Raw genomic sequence first — 16,084 nt, forward strand, 5'->3', positions numbered from 1 at the left:
ATAAATTCAACGCTCACCCACTTGTTGTTTAATGTTATATATGTATTTGTTTGCGTTTAAAAAAAAATAAATAAAGAGGAGGATTACCCTCCTTTTTATCTCGACATCACAAACGAAGCCAACATTCTCGCGCCGAAGCCGGTCGCACCGATAGCCTGCTGGCCACTTGCGGAGGATGAATCTTTGGGACCATTCATGTCGATATGTGCCCATTTCAATGATGGATGGACAAACTTGCATAAGAACAGTGCCGCTGAAATCGCACCTCCCCCATCACCGCTGCTAATGTTGCAGACATCGGCATATGTGCTATCCAAATACGATTCGTATTCATCTACCAATGGCAGCTGCCATACTTTCTCGCCAAACGGCTCACCTGCATTTTTACACAACCCCACCAACTCGTCGTCGCCGAGGATACCTGCAATCTTCGTTCCTAGTGCGCCTACGACAGCGTAAGTTAACGTTGCCATATCGATCGCTTCCACTGCCCCTATTCGATGAGCATGGATCAACGCATCAGCCAGTATGAGTCGGCCTTCCGAATCGGTATTGCCTACTTGAACGGTTAGGCCATTCGCATATCGGATTACATCACTCGGTAGTAAGCTGTTCCCTGATATAACATTCTCTGCAGTCGGCACCAACACCGCTATGTTGGCGGACGCACCGCACTTAACGACGATATCCAGCGCCCCAAGCACACCTGCCGCACCGGCCATATCCATCCTCATACTGCTAATATCGTAATCTTTTTTAAGGCTGATTCCTCCGGTGTCGAACGTAATTCCTTTGCCAATTAGAGCTGTAAGCGGCTTTGACTCATCCGTACAATAGCGAAGTTCGATAAAAGCAGGCGCATATACGCTTCCTTTACCAACCGCTATTACGCCGGCAAAACCTTGCCTCTCCAACTCCTCGCCAGTGTAGACATTAATCTCCACACCCGTTCCGGCAAAACGCTCCATCACTTTGTCCATAAGTTCTAACGGGCGCAAATAGTTGGCTGGTTCATTCGCAAGATCGCGCGCCCAGATCGTACCTTCAGCATGAATTTCCCCTTGGCGAATAGCCTCCTGGATCTGCAAACCGGTCTGTCCATCGAAAGAAAGGATCGGGATTTCCAGCTTATCTGACTTCGTCTTATATTTATCGAAGGAATACGTACCCAGTTTCCAACCTTCCACCCATGCCGAGATAGCTTCTGCTTCTTGATCGGATGCTATATTGGCATCCCACAGCGCTTGAAAAGAAACATGCACACGACCACATTTCTCTTTGGCTGCTGCTCTTCCCGTGTTGCCGGCTGCTTCCCTAATCCGAACAGGGTGAATTAGCGAGGCGTCACCCATACCTACGATAACAACATCCGGTTGTCCTAGACGACCATAGAACCACGTTATTGCATCTTTGGCGCCCATATGCGGTCTCAATACTGACACATCGAACAGATGCCGGACTCGCGGCAGATCCAGAATCCGTTCTACATTTTGTTCATAAACCGGATAAATTAAGGTTTGTGTAGTCTTTTCTGCTTGCTGATCGATACTCACCGGACAACCCTCCTATTGTTCAAATTCAATACATAGGCTCGCGACGCCAAAAGCCATAACCTCAAAACCTATTTGTGATTCATTAATGAATACTTCCCCCTCAACTAGAGGACGTTCTAACGTATCGACAAAATAAGCTTTGATCACCTTGCGGCATAACTCCAGCTTTACCGAGGATGTGTTTCCTTCGGTTTCATACACGCGAATAATCCATCGATTAACAGCTTGATCGCTCTCAGGCATCTTGATCGCAGAGATTGCAATCGTTCCTTCAATTAATTGCAAGAAGCTTTGTGTTGTTGGCCAATCTCCATTACTCGCAGCCGCTGAGATGTATTGGAGCGGAAGATGATAATGGGAGGATTGTTCAATCAATTGCTGGTTTTTAGAAGCATCAACTACACAAATACTTAAACGAATGCGATGAACCCCTGTATTCGGATAAGCATCCGGGCCATATGAGCCCCGCAGCAGTGTGACGGAAAGTGCACGATCCGTACCTCGGAATCCATATTTACAATCCGATAGAAGCATAATTGCTCTACCCTTCTCATGGTTCGAAGGAACCCCGAGAGCCCAACTGTTGGCAGGTACGTCTAAGTCGAGTGAAGGACGTTCAATTGTACCGAAAGCCATATTGTATCGATAGGAATCGCTTTCATAACCAAAAGGCGCATAAAACTGTAACTGTGGTGTAAATTCCTTTTCATTGCCGTATTCATGCCAATCACATTCCACATTGTAATCGAGCCTGCTGCTGCCCTGATCCAGAGATACCGTAACTTGCAATTTCGATCTTCGAAACGGGACGCTGAACGTAATGGATTGCCTCAGCAGCTTGCTGCCTAATTCACTGCTTTCGATTTTGATGCCTTCAGTGAGCTCTTCAATTTTGCGGTATCGGCCTACCAGCCATGCATTGCCACCTCCTTGAAAAGTATCCTCTTCGATGAATCGGAATACGCCTGCGGGTCGACTGCTATCGATGAACTGCTGACCATTCTCTTTATTGATTAATGAGATAATCGTAAGCTTTCGCACATCAAGAACTGCCTTTAACAGTTCGTTCTCCAACACAAACGTATACAGTTCCACAGGTGGAAGGTTTTGACCCGTGAGATAGAAATCATTTGCCGTAAGGACTGCCATATCCCCTGCTTTTTCCGTCATGATATAGGTGCTGTATCCTAATGCTGGGACATTTACGGGCAGTAATATACGCAAGAAAAAGTGCCCCCAATGCTCGGCAAATCCACGATCCACAAATTGAAAATCAAGTGAATTTCCCTCGTCGTCTTCGAAACCGATGCTTTGGATATTTCCATCCCAATCCCAAATCGTAATCTCGGCTAATTCTTTACGTGCGGTAGTAGCACTGTTGAACACATTAAATATCCGTGTTTTCCCGCGTCCGCGGTCACTTTCACCCGTTCGAAACTGATGCTTAATGCTGACACCGACTCCAGCGCCTGCTCCTTCGGAAAAGCTTTCTTTCAGGTCCTCGCCCTCAACAAGAAAACGTGACGTATCGATGCGCGCAGCAAGACTACGCATAGCAGCGCTTCGTTTGCTATTAGCCATGGCGGATATTTCTTGGAACGCTCCAAGTGCATGATCACGCGTTTCTGGAATGCCTGTTCCCGGCAAAATATCGTGAAATTGATTAAACAAAGTTTTTCTCCAAGCTTCTTCTAATTGCTTGCCATAATACTTGGATGAAGTCCACAACGCGGACACACTAGACAATGCTTCCGCTTCATACAACAGGTTTTCCGAAACTCGGTTCGCTTGTTTCAAACGTGCTTCCGAGCTGTAGCACCCTGTAAAAATAAAGTTCAGCTCGTTTTGCACAATCGGGAGTTGATCGGCTATTTGCTCTGTTAACGCGAAGTATTCTGCATACTTTCCGAAGCGAATGGTCGGAAAAATCGGCCATTCCTTCATATCAAGTATGCGCTCTATGTCACGCCGCGTCGGACCGCCGCCATGATCACCTACCCCATATACTTTCATCATTGTATTCAAGCCTGTTTTCTGGCAAAACTCCGGCACCGTAAGCACCATTTCACCCTCAATGCGGGAATCGTACCAATGCGGCTCTTTATATGCGATAACCGATCTCCCTGAGGGCGCCATCCAGCGATAGAGGTGATGTCCCTCATTGTTATGACCGCGGCAATAGTAATAATATTTGATGCCCGCGTGATGCAAAGATTCCGGCACATTAAGCGCATGACCGAAAGTGTCCGGCTCAAAATCGATTTGCAAATCATCCAACTGCAATCCGAACAAATGTGTAAGATAGTTTTTGGCATATAAGAACTGCCGAGTCATACTTTCACCGCTTGGCATGTTCTTATCCGCTTCAACCCATGTTGATGCCGTTACTTCCCATCGTCCTTCTTGCACACGAACTTTGATTTCTTCTAGCATTTCAGGATCATAGGTTTCAACAATATGATAGGCAGCTGCTTGTGAATGGGAAAAGCGGAAATCAGGATACTCCTGCAGCAGATCCAGCATTGTCCGGAACGTGTTAAGAGTCGCGGATACCGTCTCATCCCAGCCCCAAAGAAAATTCATATCCAAGTGGGCATGAGCAGCACAAATCAAATGGTACGACTTCGCTGCTGCTGCCATTTCAGACAACCGCTGCTCTGCACTGAGAACCGTTTGCTCCCCGATAATGCCTTCTTGATCTAATGTATTCAGCAGATCAATAACAACGGGAACGATCAGATCATCATACCGACCCCCCAACACCTTTGAAACCCGATTAGCATATTCCAATTCCGCAACAATGCGTTTGCCCCATTGCCCTTCCGACACACGAGTTTTCAGCTTTACGAGATTTGCGTTCAGTTTCTCGACTTGTATGATGTCCACTCTCCTAAAACCCGCTTATAGTCTCGTACATAAACCATCACTATGAATCATTAGATTCATAGTGTGGTTTCCAGCGTTTCTTTTGTTTCACCAATTCGATCTGCGATAAATTTCTCTAGCAGCTGTATGTTTGTCGTCCCTGTATTTCCACCATATTCGCTTACAGACATAGCACCGCAAGCATTTCCATATATCAAGCATTCCTCTGGATTTTTCCCTGCCAAATATCCATAAATATAACCGGCATTAAAAGAATCACCCGCTCCAGTCGTGTCGACGACTCGGACGGAGAAGCTCGAACGATAGGACTGCTGCCCGCCTACCGATGTCACTGCACCTTTCGAACCCAATTTGAGCACGATATGGCTGCTGTGTTTAGAAAGAACTTCAAGACTTTCTTCTACCGTTGCACAACCGGTATAGTGTATAGCTTCGGTTTCGTTCATGAAAAAAACGTCGATATGCTTCATTAATTCAAAAATGCCAGGATACCATTCCCCAGTGTCATCCCACCCCATATCAATAGAGGTCGTTACGCCTAGTGCTTTAAGTTTTTTTACGGTTTCCAAAAATTCAGCATGATTGCGGCTTCCCTTATAACAAGTCAAATGAACATGACGTCCTAATAAAACACTATTCATGTCAAGCTGCTGCAAGCTTAGCTCGGCGTTTGAACCAGCATACGTAATAAAAGAACGATCATTTTCCGGATTAATTGCAATGGATATTCCTGTATTGCTGCTGCTCTTTTTAATATATCTGGTATCGATTCCATACCGAGAAAATTGATCTTTTATAAGCTGACCAAATCCGTCGTCACCTAGAACCCCGTTAAAGGCAACCTTCAAACCTAGCTTGGCTGTCGCCAAACTAAACAAAGCTGCCCCTCCGCCGACGTGGATGGTCATATTTTGAACAAATACCTCTTGTCCGGGTGCTGGCAGCTCGTTGCAGCCCTCAACAACTAAATCAATATTCGCGTCTCCAATCACGATGACATCGTAATTTTTCAATGGTGCCTCATCTCCATCTATTTCCGATATGCACTGATGTGCTATGCTCTCTAATCCTTATGAATCTCTTCTTATACAGCTTTCACGGACAACTAGTTTATGCTCCAAGATAATATCCTCGGTTGACGTTTCCTTATTCGTAATCTGTTTCAACAGCGCTGCCATCGTCACTTTGCCCATGTCTTGAATAGGCTGCTCCATTGAGGTTAACCTCGGACGGGCAAGTTCGGTCAGTTGACTTCCGTCAAAGCCCATAATGGAAATATCCTCTGGAACTCGAAGGTTATGATCCCAAATGCAGTTCATCGCTCCAACAGCCATATCATCACTTACGGCAAATACAGCCGTAGGCGTTTGTTTATTGCGAAGAATATCCTTCATTTGCTCGTATCCGCTTTTCACTTTATAATCACCGAACCGGATATTTTCATATATGATTTTAATGGAATGGTCTGACAATGCATTTCGATATCCGCTATACCGGTTTTGTCCCGATGTAATATCACGCATGTCGCCGCCGATAAACCCGATTTCCTCATGGCCAAGCTCAATCAAATATTTTGTCGCATCGTAAGCAGCTTTGTAGTCATCAATAATTACAGAAGCGAACTCCTGGTCCATCGGTTTAACACTAGAAAAAATAACGGGAATGTTCATCTTATGAATCAAAGCACGAATTTCCTCATTAATTTTCTCATGCATAATAATGATGCCTTCTACCCGCATTTCCTGAAACACATTGATATACTTTAATTCTTTATCTATATCCTCGATGATATTGCATACCAAAAGGTTATAATCATTAGTGCTAGCCGCTTCTTCGATGCTGCTTAAAATTGTCGAATAGAAGCTTGAGGTAAGATCTGGCACAATTACCCCAATGAGATTCGTTTTGTTGCGTACCAAGCTTCGGGCGATATGGCTAGGAGCGTATCCCAATTGATCGATGGCTTGATTCACCTTTTCCTTGAGATCGTCTTTCACATACCTCTCGCCATTTAGCACTCTGGACACAGTCGTAACCGAAACTCCTGCTACCCGGGCCACATCTTTGATTTTTGGTTGCACATTATTCACCCTTCGTGGAAGTATATTTCGTTCATATATTAGAATTATATAAGATATACTTCGACTTCGACAAACTTTCTCATCATTTATTCTTTAATATCATTCAGCCGCGAACTAATCCTTATCAACTTAGTTCAATTTCGCTATTTCTATCCGTGTATCGAACTCCCGTTTTCCTTCGAATAACGTAATGATTCTTGCTCCGCGCTCAAGCTCTCCGTATGTGTTGAAGCCCGTGGCACGTCCATAACACAATCGGATGCCATGAAGCTCTCCTACGTAATCATTATCATGATCATGTCCGGCAAAAGTCCCCATGACATCACCCTGCTCCAGCATTGCCGTGAATAAACCGCTGTTCAACTTCGGACAGCAGACCTCCTCGCCTTTATTGCCTATACTTTTGCCTTCCTGCCAGACTTGCTCATATTCCGGAATTGGAATATGGAAAAAAGCGAGTCCAGGCAATGCGCTGCCATTCTTCTGAGCAAGCTTTTTCGATTCGCTGCAGTACCAATGAACCTGATCTGGATGTATCCATTCATATCCACCAACGGACTCAGGTGCTGAATCTCCCGAATCAAAAAAGTACAGAACAGCGGTATCTTCTTCACTCGCAGAACCCGCTACAGTTAGAGCATAATTCCCAACTCCATGGATGTCCTTAGGACCATCCTCAGATAAGTTATTACTATATTCCTTTAAAACTTCATTCAATCGCTGACGAGTAATACCTGTCTCTGAATCATGATTGCCATAAATGACAGCGAACGGAATGGCAGACTGGACAACATCCGCAATCGCACGGCGAAATGCTGCTTCTTGATCCTCTGTATCATAGCTGGATATGACATCGCCAGTAAGGACGATCAAATCGGGCTTCTGCGACGCAATCAGCTGCTGAATAACAGCTAACGTTTGAGCATCCTTTTCAGGTTCAATTCCATTCTTGATATGCATATCGGTAAATTGAATGATCGTAAATGTCCCGTCTGATCGGAATCTTAACTTGTTGTGCTCCACCATAACTCCTCCTCGACCTAAAACCTGATTAATCTTCAATAAATAATGGCTGAGAAAAAGCGGAATACCCGCCTTCCAAATAAACGGCTATCCGGACGTATTTTTCGTCTCCATTACACTCATATTCAGCTTGCTTGATTCGTCCTGTTGTTTCTTTAAGCACCTGTCCGTCTTTGCCGAAAAACGTGACGTATTTGTACATTTTATCAAGCAAATCATTAGAGCGAAGATCAACAACAACCTTGTTGCCTTCTACTCTGATCGCATCAAACCCATACCCCGTTGATACATAAAAGTTGCCTTCTTTGATCGCATCAATGATAGCATCGTTCGTATTTGCCTTAGCTCTGACCACGTTCCAAGCGCGTTTTTCTTGTCCATATACGTGCGAATCGTCATTACCGAAACCCCAAACTTTACGACCGGCGGATAAAAGAGCATCCCACTTGTCAAACGCGATATCGTACTCTGGATTGCCGTCCCCGTTATAGACTTCAACCCCAAGATAACGTTCCATCTTAAACATATCCTCTAGTTCCCAAAAATTCGAGAAATACCGATTCGGATGCACGAGCACTGCAAATCCATCGTTCGTCGTTGTTAGATCCACAAAGCGTTGATAGTTCTCAATCGTAAATGCATTGCTGTAGTTTTCCATAATCATTTGCGGCGGTTTCACGAGCAGCATATGTGTTTGCCGACTGCTGACTTCTATGGCTTCGAAAACATTCGGTATCTCTCTTTTGCCTTCGTGTTTCGTAATTTTATCGTGGTCAGAAATACCGAGAAAATCGTATCCACCGTACATTTTGTAAACCGTTTCGAGCGAAAACCAACCATCGCTGTTCGTCGTGTGATTATGAAAGCTTCCTTTAAACCAAGTCCCCGACTCTACGTATGGATTCACTATTTTCATTTTTCCCCCATCCTCTCCTAGGCTGATTTACTCTTTGATCGATCCGATCATAATACCCTTGGTAAAATAGCGCTGCACAAATGGGTAGATAAGAATAATCGGCGTAACGACGATAATGATCGTTGCCATTTTAAGCGAGTTTCCTGTAACCTGCATTTTTTCGATCAAATCGTATCTAAGTCCAGCAGCCTGATTGAGCGTATCCCGCATCGCTTCCGCACTCATCAACATTTCTTGTAGAAGCGTGGACAGCGGGCGCAAAGACGATTTTCGAATATAAAATGCACCAGTGAACCAATCGTTCCAATGGCCAACGGCGTTAAACAAGCCAATAACCGCTATAACCGGCCGACTGAGCGGCATAATGACGCGCATGAAGATCGAAAAGTCGTTATACCCATCAATTCGTGCCGATTCTTCCAAACTCGGATGAATTTGTTGGAAAAATGTTCGCATAATGATGATGTTCCACACGCTATATAAGCTTGGAATGACGTAAACCCAAATATTATTCGTCAAATGAATGGACTTAAGCAGCATGTAATAGGGAATGATTCCCCCTCCAAACAACATGGTGAAGAAAATGATCATCATAATGTATTTTCCGCCAGGCAACGTTTTGCTCTTTAATGCATAAGCTGCTGCTGCAGTCAGAAAAACACTTGAGATCGTTCCTACGACCGTTCGGAAGACTGAAATCCCAAAAGCAGTTGTAATATTGGACGTTTCAAACGCTTTTTGGAAGTTTTCCAAGGACCAAATCCTCGGCCAGAAGTAAATGCCGCCTCTTTCCGCGTCTTTACCGGGATTAAAAGCAAGTGCAAAAATATTAAAAAAAGGTAGAATGATCGATAAACACAGCGCGATTAGAAGCAAGTAGTTAATGACTCTGAAAATTCTTTCACCCGTGCTGAGCTTATAAAATTCGTTTCCCACTTTCTCCCTCCTCCGTTGAAGGAAAGGCGTTTTTACCCAGCTGCGGATAAAATCGCCTTACCTCTTCCACTAATTTTCTGCTTCTAAATGTTGAACCTAGTCTCTAATCGTTCAGGTTTACGTCCGTTTTTGGATCGGCATCTTTTTCTGCGAGAAGCTTCAAATAATCGTCCAATCCTGCTGATTTCAATTGTTTCAAGTTGCTTTCCAACATTTTCTTAGCTTCATCAAGACTCTTGCCGTAATAAGCACGGATCAAAGTTTCATTGTAAGCGTCCAAAGCCGCTTTAAGTTCTGAAGATCTGTCGAATTCACCGAGGAACGCGGTAGGTACGTAGCTGTCAACGATCTTCGCATTTTTGTACTTTTCCTCAAAGTTCCAATATTCGATTAGTTTTAGAGCACCGTTATTGTCTTCTTTTTTCAATTTGTCGCCATACTGCATTTCCCCGAAATCAGCCAAGTTATCGGTGTCCGTGCCGCCTAGAATATCGCCCCATGAGTTGCCGACGCCTTGGAAGCCGAGCTTTTTCGCTTCGTTCGGATCTGTTGCTTTCAGATCCAACACTTCTTGTTTCACAAGTGGAAAACCGTCTGCGCCGAGCGTATAATCGCGGCCCTCCAAACCGTATTTCCAAATAAGTTTTCCTTCCTTACTAGCTAAGTAGTCCGCAAATTTGACAATCTCTTGCGGGTTTTTCGTTGTAGTTGGGATCGCCCAAGCGCTGTAGCCGGACTTAAAGCTAACTTGCATTTGGTAAGGCCCGTCTACGTTGTTAATTGGTCCAAGCGGTAGGTAATGCATATCTTGGTTGAACTCTTGATAGTTGTGGGCATCACCGATAATCGCCCATGAGCCATTCAAAGCGCCCTCTGTTGCGCGGCTTTCGTCAATCGTAAAGTACTCGGGATGAATAAGCTTTTCTTTAAGCAGCTTTTGGAAATACTCTACTTTTTTCATCGGATATTCGGTTTCTGCTTCATGAAGGATTTGACCGTCTTTCGATTTTTTGATTCGCTGGTCGTCTTCGCCCCACTGCAGATCCTTGAAAGCGGCTGAAACATCTTTACCACCCCAAAAGGATGGACCGATTGGAATCACTGGACTACCATTGTTGTCTTTGAAGTTGCCGGCTTTAATTTTCTTAGCTAGCTCATACACTTCATCCGACGTCTTGATTGTGCGCGGGTCGATTCCTAGTGAGTCAGCAATATCTTTACGGATATAAGCGCCGCCTACATATTTGTTAGATAGATAGCCGCCTTGTCGATTGATATTCATATGAACGAAGTAAGAAGAGCCGTTAAACTCAGGACGGAACATAACGCCGTATTTCGTATCAAGCGGCAAATAGTCATCTTGCAAATATTTGCTGTACACTTTCGTATCTTTCATAAGCGGAGTCAAATCAGTGAACATACCTTCGCGCGCCGCTTTCAAGACAACGGGCATTTCCGGTCTGCCACTGTTATTGAGGTAGAAAGCAACGAAATCCGGCAAGTCGTTTGCAGCGATGCCTGCAATCAAGCCATCGATGGATTTTTCGGCTTTCATGATTTCAATTTCAAAGTCGATCCCCGTTTGCTCCTTTATCTTCGCTTTAATTTCCGGGTTCATATCTTCTGTGTAATCGTCGGTACCCATGAATACAAGACCTTTGATTTTACGATCAGCAATCCATGTAGCCGGTTTCCCTTCCGTTGTAGGTGAAACCCCATCTGTGCCGCCAGGAGCAGGTGTTTCATTATTGTTTTTGTTGCCATTCGAGCAGCCGGCGATCAGCATCGCTGTCACCAAAGGTATTGCGAAATACTTTGCCCATTTCTTACTCATGCGATTGTTCCCCTTTTCTAAAATGATTTTATGAAACACGCCAGAAGACGTCTCCCACCAAGTGGATGGTCATGCAAACCTTTTCGCATAGCAACTATGGTAACGTTATCAGAAGTAAGCTACCATAAGGATGTTTCAGAAACCTTTCGGGAAACTCGGTTCGCGAATACAACCAAGATCAATCCAATTAATCCTTGCAGCATGCCCACGGCTGTCGCGTATCCGTACTGACCGCCTTGCAAGCCAACTCGGATAATGTAAGTGTCCAAAATATCAGAGAGCGGTGCATTACCCGGTGTTTTGAGCAAATAAATCTGGTCGAACCCGGCGGATAATATACTGCCCAGAGACAATATAAAGAGGATTACAATTGTCGGTGTGATGGACGGCAGCGTAATATTCCAAACCTCTCGGAATTTGCTTGCCCCATCAATTTTAGCCGCTTCGTACATTTCGGGATTAATTCCTGAGATCGCTGCGACATAGATGATCGAATCCCAACCAATAGACTTCCATACATGGCTTCCGAACATAATCTGGTAGAAGTAATCCGAATCCATCATAAAGAATGTACTTCCGTCGCCGCCCATATTCGTTATTACCTGATTCAACAAGCCAGTATCAGGAGCGAGTATACGTTGAACTAAACCGATGACGACAACCCACGAGAGGAAATGCGGCAAATACAGCAAGCTCTGAGAAACATTTTTGAACCATTTTGAGCGAACTTCATTAAACATAAGTGCAAGAATAATCGGAAACGGCAAGTATAGAAACAATTTCATACAACTTATGATGAGTGTGTTTTTAATCAACTCTCCGCTTTGATAAGAATTAAAAAATTGCTTGAAATAATCCAGGCCAACCCATGGGCTTCCTAAGATGCCCTCATTGAACTTGTATTCCTTGAAGGCTAACAACAAGCCAGCCATCGGAATATAGTTGAAAATGATGAAGAAGACAACACATGGCAACAACATGAAATATAAATATTTGTGAGCCAACATTTTTCTCCATAAAACGATACCACTGTTTTTTCGCTTCATTGGTACGGTCATTTGCTTCATAAGTTGAAAGTCACCTTCTTTCTGATTACTGTCTGGAAGCGATACCATATAAAATTTCAATTACATAAATTTTAACCAATCACCCTCTTATCCGAATAATAATTTTGCATCCTAGACAAATTGTATTAACAAAAACTTGTTTCTTAAACCATTATTTGTTATCTATAGGTAAATATTTCGTTAAGATTCATTCACTCATTGGTATCAAGAGCTGCAACAAAATTCACCTTCTTCCATGTTGACTATGAGCGTCTTCATCTGAAACTGCTTTTTCTGGAAGCGATACCATGAAGATTAAAATAAAGTGCGCCTCTTAAAGTAAGCGCTTACCATGAACGGATTATACCAAACTTTTTTTCAATTGGCTACAGTTAATTTCATTCTTTTTTAAGTGCGATTAGATCCATCGGTGAACGTGTAGTAATAGCGTCAACTTTCATCCTCAGAAACCATTCCATTGCTGACCGAAAGTTCACAGTATAAACCCATACCTTCAAACCTAAAGCGTGCGCTCGAATTACGATTGGCGGAAGACAAGTAAAGCCATTCATATTGAGCCCTGCGTATCCAGCTTGCTTAGCTTCCCTGCATACGGCCTCCGCGAAGTCGCAATATCGCTCCATTTGTTCCAAAGTCAAATCGTCCGGCGTATTCAGCATGACTTGAATATCCGGGTATCTTACCGTAATGTTATCGGAACATCCTGTAATGAAAACCCGTTTTTGCGCTTTAAACTGGTGAATAAGCCCTACCGTCGGATCAATAGCTTCTACTGTTTTTATATCCAAATTCAATTTGATTCCTAGCGAAGCCGAAAGCTGAAGCACTTGTTCCAACGTCGCAATTTCATGATCTTTATAAATCGGATCGAGCAGCGGCCGTATATCCGGATTATTCAACTGTTCGAAGGTGTGTGAGTAAAGATAAGGTGAATCATCATGCAGAAGGATAGCAATACCATCTTGGGTTATGCGTACATCGACTTCTACGATATCTGCGCCGAATTTAATGCCTTCTTCAAATGATGCCATTGTGTTATCCGGATAAACACCACATCCCGTATGGGCTGCTACCATCGTGTTATGCATGCCATGCCTCCTCTTTCTAAATTAAAATGATTCCGCTTTCAAATTAAGCGGAGACGCCTTCCGTTTCCAAGCTTAGTACTCCATCCATATGAGCTAACGCTGCGATAGATACCTCATAGTTTTTTATTTTCTTTAATTTCAACTGAATGCGAATCGTTAAATGCCGATCACTTAGCTGCTCCTCCTCTTCGTCGTTGTTTATCGTGAGCTTGCTGATTTGTAGTCCGCTTTGATTCAAATGCATCAAAACAAGATTAAGACCAGCTGATGTTTTATCCATTTTTATTAACAACTCGCGTACTTTTTTCGTTCGGGAGAAAAGTTTCTCAACCTTGTTCAATAAAAACAAACTCACCACCACCAAGAAGGTCGCTATGACAGCGCCGTAGTAAAATCCTGCACCAGCAGAAAGTCCAATTGCTGCCGATACCCACAATGAGGCTGCCGTAGTCAATCCGGAAACACCAAACCCATTTCGCATAATGGTACCCGCGCCGAGAAAACCGACGCCACTGATTACTTGCGCTGCCAACCGAGCTGGATCTAAACGAACATTCGGTTCTGCGGCGAAATCAGAAAATCCATACATGGATAACAATACAATGACAGCCGAACCAAGACAAACCAAAATGTGCGTCCGGAAACCCGCGGAATGTCCGCCAAGCTCACGTTCTAGACCAATCAAACCGCCAAGCACTAAAGCCAATAATAGTCTTAGCGTCATCTCAAATAAACTAATTTGCCATACAGTCGGATCATATTGGAGATCCATCGTGTTCCACTTCACCTCCTATGCGCTGGTATCGATATTAGTTTTGAATAACCACTCATCATCGGGTAGCTGGATAAATGGTATTATTTACACTACAAGATTTCCATCTTTTTCTCAACAGATTTTTCTCAAGCTTACCGAAGCGTTTGATAAGTACCCTAAAATAACTTGTCTGTCAGAAAATGTAACACCACCCATCAAATTGGGCCAGTCTTCTATTTCAACTGATGATTTCCTAGCGAGCGATATAAAAAAAGAATGGATTTTGGCAGTTTCCTGACCATCCACTCTTTTATTGTTCGTATGCTATACCTGCAGAGTAGCAATAATTGGATAATGATCTGATGGGTATTTGCCATCGTACTTGCCCTTGTCGACATTCGCTGACACGATCCGAATATTCGGCGTAACGAATATATAATCGATCGGCTCACCTTCTTCGCCGCCCTCAAAACCATGATAAGTGCAGCCCGGATGTACATCAGGATTGGTGTATGTATGACGCAGCCCTGCTTGGATCAGAGTTTGAATCGTTTTGGTTTCCGGTTCACAATTGAAATCACCTGTTAGAATCGCCGATGCTCCACTGGTAATATTCATCTTATCCAAGATGAGCATAGCTCCATTTATTCTTGCTTCCTCGCTTATGTGATCCAGATGTGTATTCAGAATCAGATATTCCTGCCCGTCGATTTGCCCCAGCCTCACCCAAGTGCAAATGCGCGGACAAGCGGTGTTCCAGCTTTGAAAGCCAAGCTGCTCCGGCCGTTCAGACAATCCGAATGTGCCGCTTTCGACTGGCTTCAGCCTATCTATCTGGAAGAAAATCGCGCAAAACTCACCCTCTTCGCCGCCGAGTCTGCCCTCCCCGATCCATTCATATTCGGGAAGCAGCGCATTCAAGCTCTCCAGCATGGGCAAGCTTCCTTCTTGCGTGCATACAACGGCAGCTCCAGACGCTTTAATCGCTTCTGCAGCCGCTTCGACACGGTTAGGCCAAGCATTTTCCCCATCCTCCGCAACATGGATACGAAGATTAAATGACATAATTAATAATTCCATAATGATCCCTCCTAACATGAATGTAAAATAAGCATATGGCGAGTTGACGGGATAATCAACCCATAGACAATGTGGTATCATGTCCATAATAAACTCATTTCCCAAAAGCAATTCGCAATAAAGCTTTCATGACGCCGCTTTACAGGTTTATCATTTTACTAATATAGAGCCATTTATTATAGTCTTCCTTTATTTGTTCTTGTGATTTCCCAAGTATACTGCTTCTATTGTAGGGTCTATTTAATTCTAATATTTTTAGTGAATCATTTAATGAATAGTCATTACTATAAAGTGGATCACTTATAATGGGATAACTTTTTGAGAGTAATTCGTCAGCATATTGCCTTAATATTTCCGCTGCTGAACCATACCTATTTTCTTGAATGCCTGAATCCATCATTAAATGCCATAGCTGTTCAAAGTCGCATTCAGGCAATCTAACAAACCCCGTCTCATTTCCCCAACCGAAATCATATAGATCTCGTTGAACCCATAAAGAATTATCCTTTGGACAAATATAGAAGCCGTTTTCAGCACTCCTTTTTAATCCAAACTCTTTAGGTGTTGATTTATCGAATCTAAAACTCATCAAAAAATATTGCTGTAGAGGGTCTGCTTTCACTATGTTTTTCCTCCGTTTAACAGCATTTTTTTAAACAAATCGTGCTTTCTTTCAGCTTAATCTTATTCTCAATCCAATTAATAATATATTGCTATTAAAGGACTAGGAATGCAAGATAGCTATTGAAATAAATATGCTGGCGACCTTTTTAGGCTGAACATAAACTGGAATGGCTCTGCTTAGAATAACTCCTTAAATAACAGAATTGACAAAAAGCTTCTTCCGGAATAGAATAAACACATAG

The 16,084-nt window shown here is 43.4% G+C and carries 13 protein-coding genes; all 13 read right to left on the reverse strand.

All coding sequences use genetic code 11. The features are described 5' to 3' along the window. Positions 1-95: 95 nt before the first annotated feature. The 13 genes from AC1DOV_RS06725 to AC1DOV_RS06785 all read right to left on the reverse strand — a co-directional run bounded on the left by AC1DOV_RS06725 (position 96) and on the right by AC1DOV_RS06785 (position 15,840). Positions 96-1,553 carry a leucyl aminopeptidase family protein gene (locus tag AC1DOV_RS06725; protein ID WP_477549506.1) on the reverse strand — a complete coding sequence of 486 codons (1,458 nt, stop codon included), beginning with the start codon at positions 1,551-1,553 and terminating at the stop codon, positions 96-98. Between the two features lie 12 nt (positions 1,554-1,565). Next, positions 1,566-4,439, reverse strand: coding sequence for an alpha-mannosidase (locus AC1DOV_RS06730; protein ID WP_477549507.1), 2,874 nt, complete (start codon positions 4,437-4,439; stop codon positions 1,566-1,568). Between the two features lie 56 nt (positions 4,440-4,495). Further along, a complete protein-coding gene (locus AC1DOV_RS06735; RefSeq protein WP_477549508.1) occupies positions 4,496-5,452 on the reverse strand; it encodes a carbohydrate kinase family protein in 957 nt (318 codons plus the stop codon). A gap of 57 nt (positions 5,453-5,509) precedes the next feature. After that, positions 5,510-6,520 (reverse strand): LacI family DNA-binding transcriptional regulator, encoded by a 1,011-nt coding sequence (locus tag AC1DOV_RS06740; RefSeq protein WP_339203046.1) that lies wholly within the window; start codon positions 6,518-6,520, stop codon positions 5,510-5,512. Between the two features lie 129 nt (positions 6,521-6,649). After that, the gene (locus tag AC1DOV_RS06745) at positions 6,650-7,546 is read right to left on the reverse strand and encodes a metallophosphoesterase family protein (RefSeq protein ID WP_477549509.1); all 897 of its coding nucleotides are present in this window, start codon (positions 7,544-7,546) and stop codon (positions 6,650-6,652) included. A gap of 25 nt (positions 7,547-7,571) precedes the next feature. Further along, the gene (locus AC1DOV_RS06750; protein WP_477549510.1) at positions 7,572-8,459 is read right to left on the reverse strand and encodes a CehA/McbA family metallohydrolase domain-containing protein; all 888 of its coding nucleotides are present in this window, start codon (positions 8,457-8,459) and stop codon (positions 7,572-7,574) included. 27 nt (positions 8,460-8,486) lie between these two features. Then, a complete protein-coding gene (locus tag AC1DOV_RS06755) occupies positions 8,487-9,395 on the reverse strand; it encodes a carbohydrate ABC transporter permease (RefSeq protein WP_477549511.1) in 909 nt (302 codons plus the stop codon). 103 nt (positions 9,396-9,498) lie between these two features. Beyond that, on the reverse strand, positions 9,499-11,229 hold the full coding sequence (locus AC1DOV_RS06760) for an extracellular solute-binding protein (RefSeq protein WP_477549512.1): 1,731 nt from the start codon (positions 11,227-11,229) through the stop codon (positions 9,499-9,501). Positions 11,230-11,348: 119 nt separating this feature from the next. After that, a complete protein-coding gene (locus AC1DOV_RS06765; protein WP_441875547.1) occupies positions 11,349-12,296 on the reverse strand; it encodes an ABC transporter permease in 948 nt (315 codons plus the stop codon). 377 nt (positions 12,297-12,673) lie between these two features. After that, positions 12,674-13,384: a glycerophosphodiester phosphodiesterase gene (locus AC1DOV_RS06770; protein WP_477549513.1), complete on the reverse strand. Its 711-nt coding sequence runs from the start codon at positions 13,382-13,384 to the stop codon at positions 12,674-12,676. Between the two features lie 43 nt (positions 13,385-13,427). After that, a complete protein-coding gene (locus AC1DOV_RS06775; protein WP_477549514.1) occupies positions 13,428-14,156 on the reverse strand; it encodes an MgtC/SapB family protein in 729 nt (242 codons plus the stop codon). A gap of 306 nt (positions 14,157-14,462) precedes the next feature. After that, positions 14,463-15,218 (reverse strand): endonuclease/exonuclease/phosphatase family protein, encoded by a 756-nt coding sequence (locus tag AC1DOV_RS06780; RefSeq protein WP_477549515.1) that lies wholly within the window; start codon positions 15,216-15,218, stop codon positions 14,463-14,465. A 139-nt stretch (positions 15,219-15,357) separates the two neighbouring features. Further along, entirely contained in the window at positions 15,358-15,840 is a 483-nt protein-coding gene (locus tag AC1DOV_RS06785) for a hypothetical protein (protein ID WP_477549516.1), read from the reverse strand. Positions 15,841-16,084: the final 244 nt, after the last annotated feature.

This window comes from Paenibacillus sp. 01T47 (genome assembly GCF_056398245.1).